Origin of the sequence: Pseudomonas tohonis (assembly GCF_012767755.2) — a bacterium.
Taxonomy (GTDB): domain Bacteria; phylum Pseudomonadota; class Gammaproteobacteria; order Pseudomonadales; family Pseudomonadaceae; genus Metapseudomonas; species Metapseudomonas tohonis.
The window spans coordinates 1,305,510-1,326,027 of the sequence record NZ_AP023189.1 but is presented as its reverse complement, the minus strand read 5'-3'; the positions used below and the strand labels follow the sequence as shown (position 1 = coordinate 1,326,027).

The window sequence follows — 20,518 nt, the reverse complement described above, 5'->3', positions numbered from 1 at the left end:
AGGCACCTTCGGGTGCCTTGTTTATTTGTGCTTCCCTATATGCTGTCTCCTTACTCCAGCCATACGGACGATGCTTGAATGAGCGACTCAATTCCCCTCACCGGCCTGGCTCGCCAGATTGTGATTGCCAACCTGCTCGACGAGAAAAATGCCCAACAGGCTCAGCAGCAGGCCCTGCGCAACAAGATGTCGCTGGTGACGTACATCGTTCAGAACAAGCTGGTGAAGAGTCGTCCGCTCGCGGAAATCGCTGCTGAACAGTTCGGCGTGGCATTTTTTGATCTGGGAGCCATCGACAAGGAGTCCCAACCCAAGGAGTTGATCAGCGAGAAGCTGATCCGCCAGCATCGCCTGCTCCCTCTATGGCGCAGAGGCAACAAGCTCTTTATTGGTGTCTCGGACCCTACCAACCATCAAGCTGTAACCGATGTGCAGTTCAGTACCGGTCTCACCACCGAAGCCATCCTGGTGGAAGACGACAAGCTCGGCGAGGCCATTGAGAAATTCTTCGACTCCGCAAATAGTGGCATGGAGGACCTCGGCGATGTAGACCTCGATGGGGTGGACATCGAAAGTGTCGACGAGGACAGGGACGACAAGGGCACAGGTGCAGAAGCTGACGATGCGCCTGTTGTGCGCTTCGTCAACAAGATGCTGCTGGACGCTATCAAAGGCGGTTCGTCAGACTTGCACTTCGAGCCTTATGAGAAGAGTTACCGCGTCCGTCTCCGCACCGACGGCGTGCTGCATGAGGTCGCCCGCCCACCGATTCAACTGGCCAGCCGCATATCGGCACGCCTCAAGGTAATGGCTTCCCTGGATATCTCCGAGCGGCGCAAGCCGCAGGACGGCCGTATCAAAATGAAGATATCCAAAACCAAGGCCATCGATTTTCGCGTCAACACCTTGCCCACGCTGTGGGGAGAGAAGATTGTGATGCGAATCCTTGACCCCTCAAGCGCGCAGATGGGCATCGATGCGCTGGGGTATGAGGAGTCGCAGAAAGAGCTTTATCTCAATGCCTTGAAACAGCCACAGGGCATGATCCTGGTGACCGGCCCAACCGGGTCAGGCAAGACGGTGTCCCTCTACACCGGCTTGAATATCCTCAACACCGTCGACATCAACATCTCGACAGCCGAAGACCCCGTTGAGATCAACTTGGAAGGCATCAACCAGGTCAACGTGAACCCCCGGCAAGGTATGGACTTTTCCCAGGCCCTTCGAGCCTTCCTCCGCCAGGACCCCGACGTCATCATGGTGGGTGAGATCCGCGATCTGGAGACAGCTGAGATCGCGATCAAGGCCGCTCAAACAGGACACATGGTGATGTCCACCCTTCACACCAACAGCGCCGCTGAGACGCTGACACGGTTGCGTAACATGGGGGTGCCGGCGTTCAACATCGCCACATCGGTCAACCTGATCATTGCCCAACGACTTGCGCGAAAGCTTTGCGCCGCCTGCAAGAAGGAAGTAGAGATCCCACGCGATACGCTGCTCAAGGAAGGCTTCCCGGAAGAGCGGATCGGAACCTTCAAGCTCTTTGGGCCCGTAGGTTGCGATAGCTGTAAAGGCGGCTACAAGGGAAGGGTGGGTATTTATGAAGTGGTTAAAAACACTCCTGCCCTGCAACGCATTATCATGGAGGAAGGCAACTCCATCGATATCGCAGCTCAGATGCGTAAAGATGGCTTCAACGATCTCCGCACTTCGGGGCTCTTGAAAGCCATCCATGGCGTGACGAGCCTCGAAGAAGTCAACCGCGTGACCAAGGACTAATCCATGGCGGAAAAAGCTCTCAAAACCACCCTGTTCAGCTGGGAAGGTACAGATAAAAAAGGCGCCAGGGTCAAAGGGGACATGAGCGGCACCAACCCCGCTCTTGTTAAAGCCCAGCTTCGTAAGCAGGGCATCAACCCCACCAAAGTCAGGAAAAAAAGCGCATCCCTTTTTGGCAAGGGAAAGAAAATCAAGCCTCTAGATATAGCCCTGTTCACTCGCCAGATGGCTACCATGATGAAAGCAGGCGTTCCCTTGCTTCAGAGCTTTGACATCATTGGAGAGGGCGTCGAAAACCAAAACATGCGAAAACTGGTTGACGAGGTCAAACAGGAGGTAGCCGCAGGGAACAGCTTTGCAAACTCTCTAAGAAAAAAACCTCTGTATTTTGACGAACTCTACTGCAACTTGGTGGACGCTGGCGAGCAGTCCGGCGCTTTGGAAAACCTGCTGGATCGAGTGGCTACCTATAAGGAGAAAACCGAATCGCTCAAGGCAAAAATCAAGAAGGCAATGACCTACCCGATCGCCGTAATCTTGGTTGCCTTGATAGTTTCTGCAATCCTGCTTATTAAAGTTGTTCCGCAATTTCAGTCCGTTTTTTCAGGTTTCGGCGCTGAATTACCCGCTTTCACAATGATGGTTATTCATCTTTCCGAATTTCTTCAGACATGGTGGTTCGTCGTGTTACTCGGCATGTTCGGAACCGCTTTCGGCCTCCGAGAGCTTCATCGCCGCTCAAAAAAATTCAGAGATAACGTCGACCGAGGCGTGCTCAAGTTACCCATCGTCGGCGACATACTCTACAAATCTGCCGTCGCACGTTACGCCCGTACGCTGTCCACCACCTTTGCAGCAGGTGTGCCTCTTGTAGACGCCCTCGACTCCGTTTCCGGCGCAACCGGTAACGTCGTATTCAAAGACGCGGTTACGAAGATCAAGCAGGATGTCTCTACCGGCATGCAACTGAACTTCTCCATGCGCACCACTGGTGTATTTCCATCAATGGCCATTCAGATGACCGCCATCGGTGAAGAATCAGGAGCCCTCGACACTATGCTCGACAAAGTCGCCTCCTTCTACGAAGAAGAAGTCGACAACGCCGTCGACAACCTGACCACCCTAATGGAGCCCCTGATCATGGCGGTTCTCGGCGTGCTGGTCGGCGGCCTGATCATCGCGATGTACCTGCCTATCTTCCAACTCGGTTCGGTAGTGGGATAAGTGACAGTCATCGACTTCCTGGCCGGCAACTTGCCGGCCTTTGTTTTCTGCATATTCCTCCTCGGCCTTCTCGTCGGCAGTTTCCTCAACGTCGTCATCTACCGCCTGCCGGTGATGATGTTCCGCGACTGGAAGGCGCAGGCGCGGGAGGCGTTGGAGTTGCCGGCGGAGCCCCAGGGCGAGACCTTCAACCTGATCCTGCCGAACTCGCGCTGCCCGCATTGCCAGCATGAGATCCAGGCCTGGGAGAACATCCCGGTGGTCAGCTGGCTGGCCTTGGGTGGCAAGTGCTCGTCGTGCAAGGCGCCAATCAAGAAGCGCTACCCGCTGGTAGAGCTGGCGTGCGGCCTGTTGTCGGCCTATGTCGCCTGGCATTTCGGCTTCACCTGGCAGGCCGGGGCGTTCCTGGTGCTGACCTGGGGCCTGCTGGCGATGAGCATGATCGACGTCGACCACCAGCTGCTGCCGGACTCCCTGGTGCTGCCGCTGCTATGGCTCGGGCTGATCCTCAACAACCAGGGCATGTTCGCCACGCCTAGCGATGCGCTCTGGGGCGCGGTGGGCGGCTATCTCAGCCTGTGGTCGGTGTACTGGGTGTTCAAGCTGGTGACCGGCAAGGAAGGCATGGGCTACGGCGACTTCAAGCTGCTGGCGATGATCGGCGCCTGGGGTGGCTGGCAGGTGCTGCCGCTGACCATCCTGCTGTCGTCCCTGGTGGGCGCCATATTGGGGATCATCATCCTCAAGCTGCGCGACGCGGACAGCAGCACGCCCATCCCCTTCGGCCCCTACCTGGCCATTGCCGGCTGGATTGCATTGCTCTGGGGTGATCAAATAACCGGGACCTATCTCCACTTCGCCGGTTTCTGATGAACAAACCCTGGATCCTTGGCCTTACGGGCGGCATCGGCAGCGGCAAGAGCGCCGTCGCCTCCCATTTCGGCAACCTCGGCGTGCACCTAGTGGACGCCGACCATGCGGCGCGCTGGGTGGTCGAGCCTGGCCGCCCCGCCCTCACGCAGATCGCCGAGCACTTCGGTAGCGACGTTCTCCAGGCCGATGGCCAGCTCGATCGCGCAGCGCTGCGCCAGCGTATCTTCGAACACCCGGAAGAACGCCGCTGGCTGGAAAACCTGTTGCACCCACTGATAGGCGAGGAGATCGTCCGCGACCTCGCCAGCGCCCAGTCGCCCTACGCCATCCTCGTCTCGCCGCTGCTGATCGAGTCCGGCCAGCACCGCATGACCCAGCGCGTGCTGGTGGTCGACGCACCGGAAGCGGTGCAGATCCAGCGCACCATGGCCCGGGACCAGGTGTCCGAAGAACAGGTCGGCGCCATCCTCAAGGCCCAGGCCAGCCGCGAAAAACGCCTGGAAGCGGCGGATGACGTCCTGGTCAACGACCGTGACCTGAAATGGCTGCAGCGCGAAGTCGAACGCCTGCACGCCTTCTACCTGACCCTGCGCGGAGGCCAAGCATGAGCCAACCCATGACCGTCGAATGCCCCACCTGTGGCGCCCCCGTCGAGTGGGGCCCGCAGAGCCCCAGCCGCCCCTTCTGCTCCGAGCGCTGCAAGCTGATCGACCTGGGCGCCTGGGCCGCCGAGGAACATGCGATCCCCGGCGACATCCAGGAAGACGATCTCTTCTCCAGCGACCTGCCCGAGCGCGGTCACTGAGCCTCACGGGCGCATGAAGGCGTAGTCGCGGTCGTCATCGAGGTTGTCGGCCAGGAAGCACAGTTCCTGGGCCAGGTCCTCGATCGGCCGCACCGCCTTGCTGCGCTCCACCACCTCGCTGAGCAGCGCTCGCAGCGCCAACGCCTCGTCCATCCCCGCCGCGCCGGCCACCGCCAGCTCCCGATCCAGCATCTCGCGCGCCCATTTGTGCATGGTCATCTCCCGCTCCTCGTCTGTGAAGGCACCATGATCGGCGTGCGGAGGGCTGCGGATAATTGATCGGGATCAAGCCGCCAGGCGTCATGCCCCTGGTGAATTCCCGGCCATCACTTCGGCTCGTCGTCCTTCCAGGGCGCCTGCAGGTAGCGCGAGCGGTTGAAGGTCTCCAGCCAGTCCGGATAGAACACCACCAGCGCCGTCACCGCCGTGCCGTTGATGAAGGCCTCGGGGAACATCACCAGCCATAGGTAGCCGACGAAGTCCTCCAGCCAGGGAGGCATCGGGAAGATGCCGTCCAGCCAGAGGATGCCCAGCCCGAACAGCGTGCACAGCAGCGCCGCCAGCGCGGCAGGGAAGAAGCCGCAGCAGAAGATGTAGACGAACAGGTTGCGCGGCTGGAAGCGCTCCACCCAGATGGCGCAGCACTCGGTCACCAGCACCGGCAGCAGCACCAGCAGCGCACCGTTGATGCCGAGCGCGGCGAAGTCCTGGCGCCCCAGCGCCAGCAAGGCGAGCTGCGCCACAACGCCGCCCAGCACCGCCAGCGGCCAGTCCAGCAGCAGCGTCACGGCCGTCATGCCGATGAAGTGGTAGGACACGCCCGAATCGAAATCCCGCCGCACCATCCACAGCAGGAACAACGCCAGCACCGTGCCGAACAGCAGGTGCTGTCGCCGCGTATCGCTGAACAGCTCGACCCACGGAGCCCGCCAGACCGCCCAGGCGATGGCCGGCAGGTAGATCGCCCAGCCCAGGCCCAGGCTGGTGGTGGAGAGCAGCTGGGACGCGATCACTCTGCGGAGGACTCGAGAACGGCACGCAGCGCCGCGGCATCGGTGAAGGTCAGGGTTTCACGCACCACGCCACCTTCCAGGCGCAACAGCAGCACGCTGCCCGCCTCGGCCGGATAACGGGGCGCCACGCGGGACTCACGGTCCAGCATCACCCGGTAGTTGTAGTCACGCATCGCCGGCACCGCGAAGAGCTTGGCGATCACCGCCGGCATGCGGCTCACATCGGCGAGGAACACCGCCTTGCGTGCCTCCAGGTAACCCTTGGGCTGCCCCTCCAACGCCGCCTTGACCAGCTTCGCGCCGTCCATGTCGCGGGCCACCAGCAACAGCCGCAGCCCGTCGTCGAGGGTGTAAGGCTGGTCATACTGGTCCAGCAGCGTCCAGGGGGCGAGCCGTGAACCCTCTTCCTGCGCCTGGGCAAGCCCCATCCACGCCATCAGCACCACCACAAAAACCGCTTTCATTCACTCGCTCCCCTTGTGGAAAAAACCTGGATATCCCCACGCTCGCCCCAGCCTTCCTGCGCCTGCCAGAAGGCCAGCGCCTGCGGCGCATCGCGCAAGACGAAGACATGGGACTTGCCGATGCCCTGCTCGGCCAGCCGCGCCAGCACCTCCTCGAGCATCCGCCGCGCCAGCCCGCGCCCGCGAAAGGCCTCCTCGACCACCAGGTGCTGCAGGTAGCCGCGGCGGCCATCGTGCCCCGCCATCAGGCAGGCGACCACCTCGTCGCCGGCCTCCACCAGCAGGCTCAACCCCGGGTTTCGCGCGAGATAGCCACAGAACGGCGCGTACTCATCCTCCGGACGCAGGCGGATACCCGGCGTCCGGCTCCAGAGGGCCAGCAGTCGGGAATGGTCGGCGGGGGTGATGGTGCGCGGTTGCATGGCAGGCTCCAGGACAGGCTTCCGAGTCTATACCAAGGCCCGCCGTACGGCGCCGTGCCCGTATGCCGCGTCGGGCTACCACAGCGAGGCGCGGCGAGGCTAAGCTCCGCTCATGGACGAATCCGACTACCTGCGCCTGCTGACCCGCCAGGCGGAACAGGCCAACGACTTCCTCTCCAACGCCCGCAAGTGGGAACGCGAGCGCTGGGTCTGCCAGCGCCTGCTGCAGGCCCTCAACGTGCCCCATCGGCTGGAGGACTTCGGCACCGGCAGCGAGCCGCCGGACGTGCTGTTCCGCGACGCCGCCTTCGAGGTGTTCTTCGTCCTCGACGAGGGCCGTCGGCTGAACGATGAATGGCGTGCCGAGCTGGAGCGCCGGCGCAGCGCCTTCTCCCTCGCCCAACTGGTGCGCCGCGAAGCCCGGCCCAAGCGCATCGCCACCGCCGAGCTGCAGGGCCGACTCGCCCCGACGCTGCGCAAGAAGGCCCACAACTACACCGAGCGCGGCCTCGACCCGGGCGAGCTGGACCTGGTCGCCTTCGTCAACCTCAAGCGCTCGGTGCCCGATTTCAACAGCCCCTTCCCGCCGCCCACGGAATTCCTCCGCCAGGGCTGGCGCTCGCTGTCCATCGTCGGCTCCACCTATGCCCGCGTGCTCTTCGCCCATCCGGATGCGCCGGAATTTCTGCGCGCCAACCTGGGTCGAACGGTGATATTCGATGCCGGGATCGGCCTGTGACGCAGCAGTCGAATTATTCGCGTCGTCGATTGAGCCCTGTCGAAACACGCAGCTAGAATGAGCCCATTCCCCCGTCGAGGCTTCCCATGACCAGCCGCCTGACACCCGAAGACCAGCAGAAGGTCGACCAGTACCTGAATCTCCCCCAGCACCAGGTGGAACGCGAGCCGTTCAAGCCCTGGCGCCTGCTGGCGATCCTGCTGGTGATGGTGATCGGCCTGGGCCTGCTGAGCCGCCTCCTCGCGCGACTGGTGCTATGAGCCGCCTCCTGCGCTCGCCCGGCGCGACACATAAGAATTCCTATAGCCTTGTGAGATATCCCCATGTCCCATCGTATCGTGATCGTCGGCGGCGGCGCCGGCGGCCTGGAGCTCGCCACCCGTCTGGGTAGAACCCTGGGCAGAAAAGGCCAGGCCAAGGTCATCCTGGCCGACGCCAACCTGACGCACATCTGGAAACCCCTGCTGCACGAAGTGGCCGCCGGCTCGCTGAACTCCACGGAGAACGAGCTCAACTACGTCGCCCAGGGCAAGTGGAACCACTTCGAGTTCCAGCTCGGCCGCATGAGCGGGCTGGACCGCGAGCGCAAGGCCATCCAGCTGGCCGCCACCCTCGACGAGGACGGCCGCGAACTGGTACCCGCCCGTGAAGTGGCCTACGACACCCTGGTGATCGCCGTCGGCAGCACCACCAACGACTTCGGCACCGAAGGCGCGTCGCGTCACTGCATCTTCCTCGACACCCGCGAGCAGGCCGAGCGCTTCCACCGCCAATTGCTCAGCCACTACCTGCGCGCCCACGCCCGTGAAGGCAACAGCGACCAGATCAGCGTCGCCATCGTCGGCGCCGGCGCCACGGGCGTCGAGCTGGCCGCCGAGCTGCACCACGCCGCCCGCGAGCTGGCCGCCTACGGCCTGGACAGCATCCAGCCGGAGAACATGCGCATCACCCTGATCGAGGCCGGCCCGCGCGTACTGCCGGCGCTGCCCGAGCGCATCAGCGCGCCGGTGCACAAGACCCTGGAGCGACTGGGCGTCACCGTGATGACCGGCGCCGCGGTCAGCGAAGTCACCGCCGAAGGCCTGCGCACCGCCCAGGGCGAGGAGATCCCCGCCAGCCTCAAGGTCTGGGCCGCCGGCATCCGCGCGCCCGCGTTCCTCAAGGAGCTCGATGGCCTGGAGAGCAACCGCATCAACCAGCTCGTGGTCAAGCCCAGCCTGCAGACCACCCGCGACGAGAACATCTTCGCCTTCGGTGACTGCGCCGCCTGCCCCCTGGGCGACGGCAGCGACCGCAACGTCCCGCCCCGTGCCCAGGCCGCCCACCAGCAGGCCTCCCTGCTGGTGAAGTCACTGAAACTGCGCATCGCCGGCCAGCAAGAGCTGCCCGAGTACCGCTACAAGGACTACGGCTCACTGATCTCGCTCTCCAGCTTCAGCGCCGTCGGCAACCTCATGGGCAACCTGATGGGCAGCGTCAAGCTCGAAGGCTGGCTGGCGCGCATGTTCTACATCTCGCTCTACCGCATGCACCAGATGGCGCTCTACGGCAGCTTCCGCACCCTGCTGCTGATGCTCAGCGACCGCATCGGCCGCAGCACCGACCCCCGCCTCAAGCTCCACTGATCCACCGGCCGGCATCCCCGCGATGCCGGCCTTCCCGCCGCTCGTCCCCCTCGCGCACCGCTGTGCGCCACAGCCGTCCGTCGCCCTCTCCCATCCTGCAGATTCGACCGCAAGAAACGGAGTGCGGGACGCTCTCTTCACGCCGATATTGAGCCCCGCAACGCGTCTGGCCAGGGCGTTTGCGCCATCGGATCGGCGCTACCCGGGTCACTCGCGCACCAGGACCACTACGCAGTAAGGGCTGGAGGAACGCAGCAACCCGGGCACGGCCCGGAACCAGGGTCGATGACAGACAGGAGAGAGTCACATATGGAACTACGTCATCTTCGCTATTTCCTCGCGGTGGCCGAGGAGCTGAATTTCACCCGCGCCGCCGCGCGCCTGCACATCGAGCAATCGCCCCTGTCCCGGGCCATCAAGGAACTCGAGTCGGATCTCAACACCCTGCTCTTCGAGCGCAACCCCCGCGGCGTGCAGCTGACCTGGGCGGGCACCGTCTTCCTGGAGAACACCAAACGCATCTTCGCCGCCCTGGAACAGGCGCGGATGGACATGCGCGGCGTCGCCATGGGCTTTCGCGGCACGCTGCGGGTCGCGGTGTCCGACGGCATCGCCCCGCAGAAGCTCGCCGACCTGCTGGCGCGCTGCCGCCAGGAAGAGCCGGAGATGGAGATCCGCCTGTTCGAAGTGAGCCACGCCCAGCAGGTCAAGGGCATGCTCGACCACAGCTACGACGTCGGCTTCGCGCGCACCGACAACGCCGTCGACGGCATCTGCGCACGGCCCATCTGGAGCGACCCGCTGGTCGCCGCCCTGCCCGCCCGCCATCCGCTGCTGTCGCACCGCAAGATCCCGCTCAAGGAGCTGGTGCGCCACCCGCTGATCCTCAGCCACCCCGAGGTACACGAGGGCCAGCACCAGCAGATCAACCGCATGCTCAAGGCCAACCTGAGCGAAGCCGAAGAAGCCTCGCTGAACATCGTCGAACAGTACATCTCCCGCGAAACCATGCAGGCCCTCGTCTCAGCCGGCTACGGCGTCGCCCTGATCTGCGGCACCGAGCAGAGCTACCTGCCCGGCAGCGAGATCGTCACCCGCGCCCTGTCCGTGCCCGACTCGGTGCTGACCACCTACCTGCTGCGCCCGGACAGCGAGCCGTCGCCGCACCTCTCGCGCTTCCTCGAACGCGTCGAGCAGGTGTGCAACCAGCAGGAAGAAGCGGAAACCTGCCTGTTCTCCGAACTCCACCCGATCGCCCCCGTCTCGCGCCTGGCGCGCGTGGGCCTGTCCTTCAGCGCCGGGGACTTCTCCACACCATGAATCCCCTCGCCACCCTCGAACGGGCCGTGCCCGACCCAACGCTGGAGCGCATCGAACAGCTCGACTGGCCGGCCCTCGAAGCCGAACTGGACGCCAATGGCAGCGCCCTGATCCCGCGCCTGCTGGACGATGCCGCCTGCGCCCGACTCGCCTCGCTCTACCGCCAGGACGCAGGCTTCCGCTCGCGCATCGTCATGGAGCGCCAGGGCTTCGGCCGCGGCGAATACAAGTACTTCGCCTACCCGCTGCCCGCGTTGCTCGGGCGCCTGCGCCACCGCCTCTACCCGCCGCTGGCGGCCATCGCCAACCGCTGGAACCAGCGCCTGGGCCTCGACACCCGCTACCCCGCGCGCCTCGACAGCTTCCTCGCCCGCTGCCACCGGGCCGGCCAATGCCGCCCCACGCCCCTGCTGCTGCAGTACGGCCCGGGCTGCTACAACCGCCTGCACCAGGACCTCTATGGCGAGCATGTCTTCCCGCTGCAGCTGGCGATCCTGCTGTCGGCACCCGAGCAAGACTTCAGCGGCGGCGAGTTCGTCCTCACCGAGAACATCGCCGGCCAGCAGCGGGCGGAGGTCGTGCCCCTGGGCAAGGGCGATGCCGTGCTCTTCCCGGTGGACCTGCGCCCGGTGCCCGGCAAGCGCGGCGGCTTCCGCCGCGCGGCGATGCGCCACGGCGTCAGCCTGATCAGGAGCGGCGAGCGCCGCACCCTGGGGCTGATCTTCCATGACGCCAGTTGAGGGCAGCGGATGAACGCCCCCCTCCTTCCCGCCTCCCGGCAGGCGGGCTGAACATGCCCATTCGCCCACAGGACATCGGCCCCGCCGCCTTCCTCGAGCCCGGCACGGCAGCCACCGGCCCGAGCGAGGACGACCCGGCCGCGCGCCTGCGGGTGATCAGTGCCTTCCAGGCACTGGTGGATGCCAGGCAGGCCCGCTGGCACACGGATGATTCGGGCCGAACCGAGCTGCACCTGGACAGCGGGGAAATCTTCCTGCTCCGTCCCCACAGCGTCACTCGACTGCGATAAGGAGATTGCCATGACATTGATGATGAGCCGCCTGAGTTCGCCCCTGCGCGAACTGCTGCTGGTGACCGACGAACAGCAACGCATCCGCGCCCTGGGCTTCGGCGACTACAAGCGCCAGCTCACGCGCTCCTTGAAGGATCGCCCGAGCGCCAAGGACCTCCCCGAGATCCCGGCGCCCAAGGCGATAGCCACCGCCCTGCGCCGCTATTTCGAAGGCGATTGCGATGCGCTCGACGAACTGGTCGTGGAGCCCAACGGCACGCCCTTCCAGCTCCAGGTCTGGGCGGCGCTGCGGCAGATTCCCGCCGGCGCAACCCGCAGCTATGGCCAACTGGCCCGCGACCTGGGCCTGGAGGACCCGCGTGCCGCCATCGACATAGGCGTGGCCAACGCCGCCAACCCCATCGCCATCGTCATCCCCTGCCACCGCGTGATCGCCGCCAACGGCGAACTGCGCGGCTACGCCTGGGGTCTGGAGCGCAAGCGCTGGCTGCTGGAGCACGAGAAGGCCCTGCGCCCCGTCGTGGCCGAGCCGCGCACCGCCGCGCTGTTCTGACGCAACGCCCGGCACGGGAGGCGGAAGGTGTCCATCCTTCCTGATCCCGGTGCCCTGCGCCCGCATCGGAACGCCTTGGCGGCGCCACGGAGAATTCGAACGCAAGAACCGGAGTTCTTGCGTTCGGGTTCGGTTTTAACCTGCAATAGTCAACGGTCTTTCTGGATAACCACCATGAGCAGGAACCTGCAAGAAACCGCTCTCTACATCACGGACGATCAACGCTGGGCAGCCGTCAGGGCCCGCGACAGCGCCGCCGACGACCAGTTCGTCTACGCGGTGAAGACCACCGGCGTCTACTGCCGCCCCAGCTCCTCGACCCGTCTGCCCAACCGCAAGAACGTCGAGTTCTTCGACACCCCGGCCGCCGCCGAAGCCGCCGGCTATCGTGCCAGCCGCAGCCTGGCGGGAGACCGCACCAGCACTGCCGCCCGCCGCGCCGCGCTGATCGCCGAGGCCTGCCGCACCATCGAGGCAGCCGACTCGCCGCTCAACCTCAACCAGCTGGCGGCGCGCTCGGGCATGAGCCCCTCGCACTTCCACCGGGTGTTCAAGACCGAGACCGGGCTGACGCCGAAGGCCTACGTCTCGGCCTACCGCGCCCGCCGCCTGCGCCGCGAGCTCAGCGATGTCGGCACCTCGGTGACCGATGCCATCTACGGCGCCGGCTTCAACTCCAACAGCCGCTTCTACGAAACCTCCGACCAGTTGCTCGGCATGCGCGCCAGCGAATACCGCGATGGCGGCGCCGGCGCCTCGATCCACTTCGCCGTGGCCCAGTGCTCGCTGGGCGCCATCCTCGTCGCGCAGAGCCAGCGCGGGGTCTGCGCCATCCTCCTGGGCGACGACCCCGATGCCCTGGTACGCGACCTGCAGGACCAGTTCCCCAAGGCCCAGCTGGTCGGCGGCGACGCGGACTTCGAGCGCCTGGTGGCCCAGGTCGTCGGCTTCATCGAAGCGCCTTCGCTCGGCCTCAACCTGCCCCTGGACGTCCGCGGCACCGCCTTCCAGGAGCGGGTGTGGCAGGCCCTGCGGGACATCCCGCCAGGCACTACCGTCAGCTACACCGACATCGCCGAACGCATCGGTGCGCCCAAGGCGGTACGCGCGGTGGCCCAGGCCTGCGGTGCCAACCACATCGCCGTGGCCATCCCCTGCCACCGCGTGGTGCGACGCAACGGCGACCTCTCCGGCTACCGCTGGGGCATCGAGCGCAAGCGCGAGCTGTTGCAACGCGAAGCCAAGCCGGCAGCCGCCCCCAGCGTGCCGCCCCGTGCCAAGCAGGCCGTGGCGCAGCCATGAGCCTGGACTGGCCGTCGCTGATCCGCTGCCTGGATGAAGACGGCTACGCCCTGCTGCCCGGCCTGCTGGATGCGGGCACGGTGCAGCAGTGGCGCCGGCAGGCGAAGGGCATGGGCACCCGCCTCGCCCCCCTCGAACCCGGCCGTGGCGAGTGGCTCGCCACGGCCGGGGCCCTGCCCGGCGAACTCGGCGACGGGCTCTACCCCGCGCTGGCCCGACTGGCCAATCGCTGGAGCGAGGAACTGGACGAGCCCGGGCGCTACCCGACCGGGCCGGCCGGCGCCATCGATGCACGGTTCTGCCATCTCGGCACGGGCGAGTACCTGGCGTTGCGACAGGGCGACGGCACCGCTGCCCTGCCCCTGCGCCTGGCCATTCTCCTGGCCTGCCCCCGGAGCGACTTCACCGGCGGCGAATTCGTCGTCACCGAGCAGCGCCCGCGCATGCAATCGCGCGCCACCGTGCTACCCCTGCGCCAGGGCGATGCCGTGCTCTTCAGCGAAGGTCGCCGTCCGGTGCGCAACAGCCTCGGCCAACGCTACGGCGCCGGCCTCAAGCACGGCACCAGCCGTGTGCGCAGCGGCCAGCGCCTGAGCCTGGAGCTGGGCTTCCCGGCCGGGCGCTGAGCCATGCCGGCGAAGACCTGGACCCTGCTCGGCGCCGATGGCCGGCCCTTCACCAGTGACCGCCCCGGCACCCTCGGCGGCCACCGCCGCAACAAGCTCTACGGCCGCCTCGACTGCCGCAGCGCCCTGCAGGCCCTCGCCCGTGGCGGCTACCAGGCGCAGCGGGTGTTCTTCCTCGACGAGGCCACGGCGCTCGCCGCCGGCTACCGGCCCTGCGCCGTGTGCATGCCGGAGCGGTACAGGTTGTGGAAGGCGGGGGAACTGGGCGTTCAGGTGAAGCCTGATCGCGAATGAATTCGCTCCCACAGGAACGGCAGCGCTGCGCGCCGCTGGGTGACCGTAGTCGCCCCTACACAAGTCCTCCGAGCCCCGCGTGGAGGTGACCGCTGTGTAGGGTGGAGGTCGCTCTTCACCTCCACCAGGCGGGGTCGAACAGGGCCACGCCGTCATGCCCGAAGCGTTGCATGGAAACCCGCCCCCGCACGGTGGATGGGGGAAGCGTCATCCACGCTACCCAACCCGGCGCCGCGCCCGCACCTAAGGGGCCGGCGTGGGCGCCAGGGCTTGCGGGGCGGCCTCGACTGGCACGCGGGCGCGCTCGGCGATGCGCTTGCCGAAGGCGATCATCGGCTTCTCCACCGTGCGGTGGATCAGTTCGGTGGCGCCGAACACCAGCACCAGCATCAGCACCGTGTACTGCGGCCACAGCGCATCGGTGATGGCGATGCCCTCGCTGCGGGTGTAGCGGAACATCAGTTCCAGGGTCAGGTAGAACATCGGGATGTGCACCAGGTACAGCGTGTAGGAGCGCTTGCCGAGGTAGTCCAGCGCCCACTGCAGCGGCTGGGGGAAGACGATCAGGTTGCCCTCGCAGGCCGCCATGAACACCAGCACCAGCGACAAGGCGCAGACCACCGGGATCGCCAGCGTGTTGCCGAAACCGATGGCGGTGACGCTGCCCAGCACCAGCGCCAGCAGCACCACCACCCAGGCCCCGGCGTAGCGGTAATGGCCGGCGCGCACGCGGATCGCCTCGAACCAGCTCTGGGTGGTGGCCAGGTACAGCAGGCAGCCATAGAGCAGGCCGTCGCAGCGGGTCTGGGTGAAGAAGAACACCTTCATCGGGTCGGAGAGGCTGAAGGGCCGCAGCACCAGGCTCACCAGCAGCAGCCCGCCCACCAGTGCCATCACCCGCGCCCGGGTGCTCTTGAGCACCAGCAGGAACAGTGGGTAGAACAGGTAGAACTGCTCCTCCACCGACAGGCTCCAGTAGGGCGCCAGCGGCACGCCTTCGGCGATCTTGTTGTCCGGCAGCCAGAAGTTGAAGGTGTAGGTGAAGATGCCCAGCGCCGCCTGGGCGTTGTACACCGGCGAGGCGAAGTACTGCCCCTGGTTGAGGAACAGGCTGCAGGCCATCACCAGCGCCACCACCACCCAGGCCACCGGCAGGATGCGGAACACCCGGCGCACGTAGAAGGCCTTGATGCAGGCCGCCCGCTGCACGCCGCTGCGCAACCCGTCCAGTTGCTCCAGCAGGGTGCGCGAAATGATGTAGCCGGAGATCACGAAGAACAGATCGACCCCCGCCCAGGCGTTGCCGAACAGGTCGAGCACCGACTCGGGCTTGGGGTAATGCATGGTGAAGGTCCAGGGGTAGAACACCTGGTACAGGTGGACGTAGAAGGTCAGCAGCACGGCGATGGCGCGCAGCCGGTCGAGTTCGAGGTTCCTCGACGCACCGGCGTGGGCCGCAGGCGCGCCGGCAGGCAGTTCGGTCTTCATGTTCATGGTGTCTACCCCTGGCGGCCCGTGGTTACAGCTTGGTGCCGCCGTCGACGCTGAGGATGTCCCCGGTGATCCAGCGCGAGGCGTCGGAGGCCAGGAACAGCGCCGCATCGGCGATGTCCTCCGGCTGCGCCACGCGCTGCAGCGCCTGGATGCCGAGCACGAAGTCGCGCCCTTCGTCGCTGCGCACGAAGCTGGACATCTCGGTGTCCACCACCCCTGGGGCCAGGCCGTTGACGCGGATGCCGCGCCCGCCGAGCGCCTGGGCGAAGTGCAGCACCAGGGTGTCCAGCGCGCCCTTGGTGGCGGCATAGGCGGGGATATCGCCGACCGCCGAGCGCGCGCCCAGGGACGAGATCATCACCAGGCTGCTGCCCTCGCCCAGCAACGGCAGCAGTTGCTGGACCAGGAAGAACGGCGCACGCACGTTGACCGCGAACAGGCGATCGAAGTCCTCGATGCGCGTGTCCTCCAGCTTCGCCGTCTGGGCGATGCCGGCGCTGGCCACCAGCACATCCAGGCGACGCACGCGCTCGCCCACTTCGGCGGCGAGGATGCGCGGCCCATCGGCGCTGGCGAGGTCGGCCACCAGCACGTCGGCGCGGCCACCCCGGTCGCGGATCTCGGTGACCACGCCGTGGGCCTCGTCGAGGCCACGGTTGCAGTGCACCAGCACATAGGCACCGGCGGCGCCGAGGGCCAGGGCCGTGGCCTTGCCGATGCCACGGGAGGCCCCGGTGACCAGGGCGTTCTTGGAAAGCAAGGAGTGCTGCATGGCGATACCTCGCAGGAAAGGGTGATGGGTCAGAACGGCAGCTCGCGCAGGGCGCGGCGGGCGAAATAGTCGAAGGTGGCGCGGCTGCGCGTGGGCTGGAGGATCCAGTCGTGGGCCTCGCGGGCCAGCGCCGGGTCGATGTCGCGGATCTCCCCCGCCGCCTCGGCCAGCAGCTGCATGCGCGCCGTGCGCTCTACCTGCACGGCGAGCACGCAGGCTTCCTCGACGCTGCGCGCGGCGATCACCAGGCCATGGTGGGCGAGCAGCGCGGCGCGCCGGTGCTCCAGCACCGAGGCGATCAGCTCGCCCTCCTCGTTGCCCACCGGTACGCCCGGCCAGCGCGCGAGGAAGGACACCTCGTCGTAGAGCATGCAGCTGTCCATGTGCGCCACCTTCAGCGGGCGCTCCAGCAGCGACAGCGCGCTGGCGTGCATGGGGTGGGTGTGGACGATGCAGTTGACGTCGGCTCGCGCGCGGTAGATCCAGGAATGGAAGCGATTGGCCGGGTTGGCCATGCCGTCGCCGGCCATCACCACCAGGTCCTCGTCCACCTCCAGCAGGTTGGCCGGGGTGATCTCGTCGAAGCCCAGCCCCAGGCGCTGGGTCAGGTAGCGGCCCGGGGTCTCGGTGCGCGCGGTGATCTGCCCGGCGAGGCCGGAATCATGCCCGTGGGTGAAGAGGATGCGGCAGGTCAGCGCGACCTTCTCGCGCAAGGGCCGCTCCGTCGCCACCAGGTGGGTCTTCATGGCGTCGACGCTCTGGTCGATCAACTCGGCCTTCTCGGCCAGCAGGGTCTTCATGGCGGTACCTCGGATTCGTTGGGAAAAGGCCCGCGCCGATCAGGCGCGGGCAGCGGCTCAGGCCATTGCGGGGTGATGGTGCGAGCGGCGCTCCTCCACCAGCACCCGCGCGGCGAGCTGGGCGACGCTGAGCACCGAGGCGTGGATGTTCACCGCCGGCATCTCGGGGATCACCGAGGCGTCCACCACCCGCAGCCCGTCCACGCCCCAGACCCGAAAGCGCGCATCCACCACGCTGCGGGCCGGGTCGCGGCCGGCGGAGCAGGTGCCGGTGTAGTGCAGGCCGGGGCCGGCGTTGCGGGCGATGAAGGCGAGCTTCTCGGCGTAGGTGCGCAGTGGGTCCGCCGGGTAGAGGCCGCCGTTGAACCCGGCCAGCGCCCGGCTCGCGCCCAGGGCCAGGCCGCGTTCGAGGGCGAAGACCATGTTGTCGCGGTCAATGCGCTCGCCGAGGTAGCCCGGGTCCAGCAGCATGTTCTGGCGCGGGTCCGTGCCGGCCAGGCGCGCGCGGCCACGGCTGCGCGGCTTGGCGAGGAAGGGGATCAGGGTGTAGGAGCCGCCGGCCGGCGCCTGCAGCGGGCCAAAGGGGTACTGCATGCCGGCCACCTGAACGTCCGGGGCGAGGTGCGCCGGGCCATTGCTGTAGTACGACATGGTCGACACGCCGTTGGACAGCTGCGGCGGCACGAACACCCGGGAGCGGTACTGCAGGCTCAGCAGCAGGTGGTCCTGCAGGTTGCGCCCCACCGCCGGCAGGTGCTGGCGCACCGGGATGCCCTGGGCGCGCAGCTCGTCCAGCGGGCCGATGCCGGAGAGCATCAGCAGCTTGGGCGACTCGCAGGTGCCGGCGCAGAGGATGGTCTCGCGGCTGGCGCGGATCTGCACCAGGGCGTTGTCCACCAGCACGCGCACACCCTGGCAGCGGTTGCCCTGGATGATCAGGTTGGTGATCAGCGCGTCGGACAGCACGCTGAGGTTGCGCCGCGCCAGGGCCGGCACCAGGAAGGCCTGGGCCGGGCCGACGCGGTAGCCGTCGGCGGTAGCGTTGACCTCGGTGACCCCGGCGCCGTCGAGCGGGCGGCCGGCGTTCAGCTCGATGGTGCGCAGGCCGGTGTCGGCACTGGCGCCGAGGTAGGCGGCGGTGAGCGGGTGCGGGTCGGCGTAGCGGCCGACGCGGATGCGCGAGGGGCCCTGGCTGGGGCTGCCGACCGGGCGCGCCATGTCGTCGTAGGCGCGGTGCAGTGCCTCGACGCTCCAGGGGCCGCCGACGTGGCGCTGCCACTGGGCCAGGTCGCGGGGGTCGCCGCGCAGCCAGATCATCGCATTGATGCTGCCGGAGCCACCCACCACCTTGCCGGCGGCCAGCGCCTGCTGGCGGCTGTCGAGCTGCGCCTGCGGCGTGCTCTGGCGGGCCCAGTCGGTGTCGCTGCCGATGTTCTGCAGCCACAGCGCCACTTCGCGGATCTTCGGCTGGTCGATGCGGTGGCTGCCGGCCTCGATCAGCAGCACCGAGGCGCCGGTGGCGGACAGGCGGTCGGCCAGCAGGCAACCGGAGGAGCCGGCACCGACGATCACGTAGTCGTAGTCCTGGCGGTGGGACGGGCGGCCTCCCGGCTCGCCGGCCAGCGTGGCGGCGGGCAGCAGGCCCAGGCTCGCGGCACCGGCGCCAGCCCCAAGGGCCAGCAGACGGGAGAGGAAATCGCGTCGGCCGGAGGCGCCGAAGCCGGCTGCGCCTTCAACGAGCGGATCGAGCGACGGGAAAGGGTTGCGGTTCTTCATGTTCGTTCCTGAACGGGTCGGCTTCCTGGAGCGGGGGCGCGAGGCCCCCGCCGGTTCACGTGCGGGTGATGGTCACGCCGCCTTCCACGAACAGGGTCGTACCGGTGACGAAGCTCGAGGCATCGGAGGCCAGGTACAGCGCCGACTGGGCGATCTCCTCCGGGCGCGCCATGCGCTTGAGCGCGTGGATGCTCTCGACGAAGGCCTTCTGCTCAGCGGTGGAGGCGGCGGCGCGGCCCATCTCGGTGTCGGTGCCGCCCGGCAGCAGCACGTTGACGCGCAGGCCCTGGGCGCCGTATTCGGCCGCCAGGGTGCGGGTCAGCCCGACCAGGCCGGCCTTGCTCGCCGCATAGGCGGCCATGCCGGGGAAGCCGACGCTGTGGCCGACGAAGGAGGAGGTGAAGATCAGCGAGCCGCCGGGGCGCTTGAGCAGCTCGGGGATCTGGTGGCGCGCGCAGAGAAAAGCGCTGGTCAGGTTGGTGTCGATCGTGTCGTGCCAGCCCTCGACGCTGATATCGGTCACCGCACCCAGCGCGCCCATGGAGCCGGCGTTGTTGAAGGCGATGTCGAGGCCGCCGAAGCGGCTCACCGCCAGGGCCACGGCTTCACGCACGCAGCGCTCGTCCTTGACGTCGCCGGCCAGGGCCACGGCCACGCCGCCGGCGGCGGTGATCTCGTCCACCAGCCGTTCCAGGGCCTCGCCCCGGCGTGCCACGGCCACCACCTTGGCGCCCTCCTTCGCGAAGAGCTTCGCGGCCTCGAAGCCGATGCCGGAGCTGGCCCCGGTCACGATCGCGGTCTTGTTCGCCAGAATACTCATGTGTCACCTCGTTCCTTGTTGGGTTGTCGCGTCTTCACGCCTGCTTGGCGGATTCGAACAGCCTGATCAGGCCGTCCAGGTTCTTGCCGAAGGGCGCCTCGCCCTCCTCCACCTTCTCGGCGTATTGCCAGAAATCGGTGCTGAACATCATTCCGTAGTCGCGCGCCTCGCTGACCGCCTTGAGCTGCACGATCGGGTTGTTGCGTGCGCCCCGGACGCCCGGGAGGATCGGCCGGGCGATGGATTCGAAGTAGTCCTTCAAGGTCACTTCGGGGGTGTCGGGGGTCCACACCAGCCACATCATCACGGTCTTGTCGGAGATGTTGAGGAAGCCGTGGATGTGGTTGCGTCGGCCGAAGACCATGGCGCCCTTCTTCATGGGGATCATGCGGATGGTGTCGCGCCCGGAGACGTCCGGCGGGTTGTCCATGTCGGTGTAGGTGCGCGTGCCCATGAGCATCACCACGCCGCCGTCGGGGGCGTAGAACCACTCGTCCGTGCGGGTGTGCACGTGCAGCGGCGGGCCCGAGCCCGGGGGGATCTCCACCTTGGCCATCAGGTAGCGGCCACGGGTGGTTTCGCCGGTCTTGACGAAGCGGATCGAGGCACCCTCCGGCTCGCCGTTGACCACCTGCGGATCGGGGTCGTCCTCGATCAGGGCGAAGGCCGCTGCGTTCTCCGCGGCGTCCTCGGCGTAGTCCGATTGCAGGTCCTGCTCCAGCACCGCGCCGACCTCGAAGCCGGCTTCCAGTGAACTCATACATCCTCCTTGCGGGTCGTC

25 protein-coding genes are annotated in these 20,518 nt (G+C 66.8%); 15 read left to right on the top strand and 10 right to left on the bottom strand.

The features are described from left to right. Positions 1-78 precede the first annotated feature (78 nt). Genes pilB through yacG form a run of 5 tightly spaced genes read left to right on the top strand, consistent with a single transcriptional unit; the run spans position 79 to position 4,684 of the window. Positions 79-1,782 carry a type IV-A pilus assembly ATPase PilB gene (gene pilB / locus HSX14_RS06175; RefSeq protein WP_173173301.1) on the top strand — a complete coding sequence of 568 codons (1,704 nt, stop codon included), beginning with the start codon at positions 79-81 and terminating at the stop codon, positions 1,780-1,782. Between the two features lie 3 nt (positions 1,783-1,785). Next, positions 1,786-3,006 (top strand): type II secretion system F family protein, encoded by a 1,221-nt coding sequence (locus HSX14_RS06170; RefSeq protein WP_173173303.1) that lies wholly within the window; start codon positions 1,786-1,788, stop codon positions 3,004-3,006. Then, entirely contained in the window at positions 3,007-3,876 is an 870-nt protein-coding gene (locus HSX14_RS06165) for a prepilin peptidase (protein WP_173173305.1), read from the top strand. After that, a complete protein-coding gene (gene coaE / locus HSX14_RS06160; protein ID WP_173173307.1) occupies positions 3,876-4,487 on the top strand; it encodes a dephospho-CoA kinase in 612 nt (203 codons plus the stop codon). Before HSX14_RS06165 ends, coaE begins: the two co-directional genes overlap by 1 nt. Next, the gene (gene yacG, locus HSX14_RS06155) at positions 4,484-4,684 is read left to right on the top strand and encodes a DNA gyrase inhibitor YacG (protein ID WP_111263622.1); all 201 of its coding nucleotides are present in this window, start codon (positions 4,484-4,486) and stop codon (positions 4,682-4,684) included. Before coaE ends, yacG begins: the two co-directional genes overlap by 4 nt. A gap of 3 nt (positions 4,685-4,687) precedes the next feature. Here yacG and HSX14_RS06150 read toward each other — a convergent pair whose 3' ends face one another. From HSX14_RS06150 to HSX14_RS06135, 4 genes are all read right to left on the bottom strand, one after another. Then, positions 4,688-4,903: a hypothetical protein gene (locus HSX14_RS06150; protein WP_173173309.1), complete on the bottom strand. Its 216-nt coding sequence runs from the start codon at positions 4,901-4,903 to the stop codon at positions 4,688-4,690. A 107-nt stretch (positions 4,904-5,010) separates the two neighbouring features. Continuing rightward, positions 5,011-5,697 (bottom strand): energy-coupling factor ABC transporter permease, encoded by a 687-nt coding sequence (locus HSX14_RS06145; protein WP_173173311.1) that lies wholly within the window; start codon positions 5,695-5,697, stop codon positions 5,011-5,013. Continuing rightward, positions 5,694-6,161 (bottom strand): FAD/FMN-containing dehydrogenase, encoded by a 468-nt coding sequence (locus HSX14_RS06140; protein ID WP_111263619.1) that lies wholly within the window; start codon positions 6,159-6,161, stop codon positions 5,694-5,696. The genes HSX14_RS06145 and HSX14_RS06140 overlap by 4 nt, the downstream gene beginning before the upstream one ends. Next, positions 6,158-6,583, bottom strand: coding sequence for a GNAT family N-acetyltransferase (locus HSX14_RS06135; RefSeq protein ID WP_173173313.1), 426 nt, complete (start codon positions 6,581-6,583; stop codon positions 6,158-6,160). Before HSX14_RS06135 ends, HSX14_RS06140 begins: the two co-directional genes overlap by 4 nt. A gap of 112 nt (positions 6,584-6,695) precedes the next feature. On the opposite strand from HSX14_RS06135, the gene HSX14_RS06130 reads away from it, so the two are divergent. The 10 genes from HSX14_RS06130 to HSX14_RS06085 all read left to right on the top strand — a co-directional run bounded on the left by HSX14_RS06130 (position 6,696) and on the right by HSX14_RS06085 (position 14,075). Further along, positions 6,696-7,322, top strand: a complete 627-nt coding sequence (locus tag HSX14_RS06130; RefSeq protein WP_173173316.1) for a DUF1780 domain-containing protein — start codon at positions 6,696-6,698, stop codon at positions 7,320-7,322. An 86-nt stretch (positions 7,323-7,408) separates the two neighbouring features. Continuing rightward, positions 7,409-7,582 (top strand): DUF3094 domain-containing protein, encoded by a 174-nt coding sequence (locus tag HSX14_RS06125; protein ID WP_173173318.1) that lies wholly within the window; start codon positions 7,409-7,411, stop codon positions 7,580-7,582. A 63-nt stretch (positions 7,583-7,645) separates the two neighbouring features. Continuing rightward, positions 7,646-8,947, top strand: a complete 1,302-nt coding sequence (locus HSX14_RS06120) for an NAD(P)/FAD-dependent oxidoreductase (RefSeq protein WP_173173321.1) — start codon at positions 7,646-7,648, stop codon at positions 8,945-8,947. Positions 8,948-9,256: 309 nt separating this feature from the next. Beyond that, positions 9,257-10,267, top strand: a complete 1,011-nt coding sequence (locus tag HSX14_RS06115; protein ID WP_173173322.1) for a LysR family transcriptional regulator — start codon at positions 9,257-9,259, stop codon at positions 10,265-10,267. Next, positions 10,264-11,007 carry a 2OG-Fe(II) oxygenase gene (locus HSX14_RS06110; protein WP_173173324.1) on the top strand — a complete coding sequence of 248 codons (744 nt, stop codon included), beginning with the start codon at positions 10,264-10,266 and terminating at the stop codon, positions 11,005-11,007. The genes HSX14_RS06115 and HSX14_RS06110 overlap by 4 nt, the downstream gene beginning before the upstream one ends. A 53-nt stretch (positions 11,008-11,060) precedes the next feature. Continuing rightward, a complete protein-coding gene (locus tag HSX14_RS06105) occupies positions 11,061-11,297 on the top strand; it encodes a hypothetical protein (protein ID WP_173173326.1) in 237 nt (78 codons plus the stop codon). A gap of 10 nt (positions 11,298-11,307) precedes the next feature. After that, positions 11,308-11,853: a methylated-DNA--[protein]-cysteine S-methyltransferase gene (locus HSX14_RS06100; protein ID WP_173173328.1), complete on the top strand. Its 546-nt coding sequence runs from the start codon at positions 11,308-11,310 to the stop codon at positions 11,851-11,853. Between the two features lie 174 nt (positions 11,854-12,027). Continuing rightward, positions 12,028-13,155 (top strand): bifunctional DNA-binding transcriptional regulator/O6-methylguanine-DNA methyltransferase Ada, encoded by a 1,128-nt coding sequence (ada, locus tag HSX14_RS06095; protein ID WP_111259778.1) that lies wholly within the window; start codon positions 12,028-12,030, stop codon positions 13,153-13,155. Next, complete coding sequence (locus HSX14_RS06090; RefSeq protein ID WP_173173330.1) at positions 13,152-13,781, top strand: 2OG-Fe(II) oxygenase; 630 nt, start codon at positions 13,152-13,154, stop codon at positions 13,779-13,781. The genes ada and HSX14_RS06090 overlap by 4 nt, the downstream gene beginning before the upstream one ends. A gap of 3 nt (positions 13,782-13,784) precedes the next feature. Then, entirely contained in the window at positions 13,785-14,075 is a 291-nt protein-coding gene (locus HSX14_RS06085; protein ID WP_173173332.1) for an Ada metal-binding domain-containing protein, read from the top strand. Positions 14,076-14,318: 243 nt separating this feature from the next. Here HSX14_RS06085 and HSX14_RS06080 read toward each other — a convergent pair whose 3' ends face one another. The 6 genes from HSX14_RS06080 to HSX14_RS06055 are packed head-to-tail and all read right to left on the bottom strand — an operon-like array spanning position 14,319 to position 20,497. Next, the gene (locus tag HSX14_RS06080; protein WP_173173334.1) at positions 14,319-15,569 is read right to left on the bottom strand and encodes an acyltransferase family protein; all 1,251 of its coding nucleotides are present in this window, start codon (positions 15,567-15,569) and stop codon (positions 14,319-14,321) included. A gap of 25 nt (positions 15,570-15,594) precedes the next feature. Beyond that, positions 15,595-16,341: an SDR family NAD(P)-dependent oxidoreductase gene (locus HSX14_RS06075; RefSeq protein WP_173173336.1), complete on the bottom strand. Its 747-nt coding sequence runs from the start codon at positions 16,339-16,341 to the stop codon at positions 15,595-15,597. 29 nt (positions 16,342-16,370) lie between these two features. Further along, complete coding sequence (locus HSX14_RS06070; RefSeq protein ID WP_173173338.1) at positions 16,371-17,141, bottom strand: aldolase; 771 nt, start codon at positions 17,139-17,141, stop codon at positions 16,371-16,373. Between the two features lie 57 nt (positions 17,142-17,198). Further along, positions 17,199-18,917, bottom strand: coding sequence for a GMC family oxidoreductase (locus HSX14_RS06065; RefSeq protein WP_173173340.1), 1,719 nt, complete (start codon positions 18,915-18,917; stop codon positions 17,199-17,201). A gap of 55 nt (positions 18,918-18,972) precedes the next feature. Next, entirely contained in the window at positions 18,973-19,737 is a 765-nt protein-coding gene (locus tag HSX14_RS06060; RefSeq protein ID WP_173173342.1) for an SDR family oxidoreductase, read from the bottom strand. Between the two features lie 34 nt (positions 19,738-19,771). Then, entirely contained in the window at positions 19,772-20,497 is a 726-nt protein-coding gene (locus HSX14_RS06055; RefSeq protein WP_111259770.1) for a cupin domain-containing protein, read from the bottom strand. Positions 20,498-20,518: the final 21 nt, after the last annotated feature.

Excerpts from the sequence above, each read along its gene's own strand:
- HSX14_RS06055 (WP_111259770.1), bottom strand. The coding sequence starts at position 20,497 with ATGAGTTCACTGGAAGCCGGCTTCGAGGTCGGCGCGGTGCTGGAGCAG.
- HSX14_RS06065 (WP_173173340.1), bottom strand. The coding sequence starts at position 18,917 with ATGAAGAACCGCAACCCTTTCCCGTCGCTCGATCCGCTCGTTGAAGGC.
- HSX14_RS06115 (WP_173173322.1), top strand. The coding sequence starts at position 9,257 with ATGGAACTACGTCATCTTCGCTATTTCCTCGCGGTGGCCGAGGAGCTG.
- HSX14_RS06080 (WP_173173334.1), bottom strand. The coding sequence starts at position 15,569 with ATGAACATGAAGACCGAACTGCCTGCCGGCGCGCCTGCGGCCCACGCC.
- HSX14_RS06110 (WP_173173324.1), top strand. The coding sequence starts at position 10,264 with ATGAATCCCCTCGCCACCCTCGAACGGGCCGTGCCCGACCCAACGCTG.
- HSX14_RS06105 (WP_173173326.1), top strand. The coding sequence starts at position 11,061 with ATGCCCATTCGCCCACAGGACATCGGCCCCGCCGCCTTCCTCGAGCCC.
- coaE (WP_173173307.1), top strand. The coding sequence starts at position 3,876 with ATGAACAAACCCTGGATCCTTGGCCTTACGGGCGGCATCGGCAGCGGC.
- pilB (WP_173173301.1), top strand. The coding sequence starts at position 79 with ATGAGCGACTCAATTCCCCTCACCGGCCTGGCTCGCCAGATTGTGATT.
- HSX14_RS06125 (WP_173173318.1), top strand. The coding sequence starts at position 7,409 with ATGACCAGCCGCCTGACACCCGAAGACCAGCAGAAGGTCGACCAGTAC.
- HSX14_RS06140 (WP_111263619.1), bottom strand. The coding sequence starts at position 6,161 with ATGAAAGCGGTTTTTGTGGTGGTGCTGATGGCGTGGATGGGGCTTGCC.
- HSX14_RS06085 (WP_173173332.1), top strand. The coding sequence starts at position 13,785 with ATGCCGGCGAAGACCTGGACCCTGCTCGGCGCCGATGGCCGGCCCTTC.
- HSX14_RS06060 (WP_173173342.1), bottom strand. The coding sequence starts at position 19,737 with ATGAGTATTCTGGCGAACAAGACCGCGATCGTGACCGGGGCCAGCTCC.
- HSX14_RS06130 (WP_173173316.1), top strand. The coding sequence starts at position 6,696 with ATGGACGAATCCGACTACCTGCGCCTGCTGACCCGCCAGGCGGAACAG.
- ada (WP_111259778.1), top strand. The coding sequence starts at position 12,028 with ATGAGCAGGAACCTGCAAGAAACCGCTCTCTACATCACGGACGATCAA.
- HSX14_RS06100 (WP_173173328.1), top strand. The coding sequence starts at position 11,308 with ATGACATTGATGATGAGCCGCCTGAGTTCGCCCCTGCGCGAACTGCTG.
- HSX14_RS06075 (WP_173173336.1), bottom strand. The coding sequence starts at position 16,341 with ATGCAGCACTCCTTGCTTTCCAAGAACGCCCTGGTCACCGGGGCCTCC.
- yacG (WP_111263622.1), top strand. The coding sequence starts at position 4,484 with ATGAGCCAACCCATGACCGTCGAATGCCCCACCTGTGGCGCCCCCGTC.
- HSX14_RS06120 (WP_173173321.1), top strand. The coding sequence starts at position 7,646 with ATGTCCCATCGTATCGTGATCGTCGGCGGCGGCGCCGGCGGCCTGGAG.
- HSX14_RS06135 (WP_173173313.1), bottom strand. The coding sequence starts at position 6,583 with ATGCAACCGCGCACCATCACCCCCGCCGACCATTCCCGACTGCTGGCC.
- HSX14_RS06150 (WP_173173309.1), bottom strand. The coding sequence starts at position 4,903 with ATGACCATGCACAAATGGGCGCGCGAGATGCTGGATCGGGAGCTGGCG.
- HSX14_RS06090 (WP_173173330.1), top strand. The coding sequence starts at position 13,152 with ATGAGCCTGGACTGGCCGTCGCTGATCCGCTGCCTGGATGAAGACGGC.
- HSX14_RS06170 (WP_173173303.1), top strand. The coding sequence starts at position 1,786 with ATGGCGGAAAAAGCTCTCAAAACCACCCTGTTCAGCTGGGAAGGTACA.
- HSX14_RS06070 (WP_173173338.1), bottom strand. The coding sequence starts at position 17,141 with ATGAAGACCCTGCTGGCCGAGAAGGCCGAGTTGATCGACCAGAGCGTC.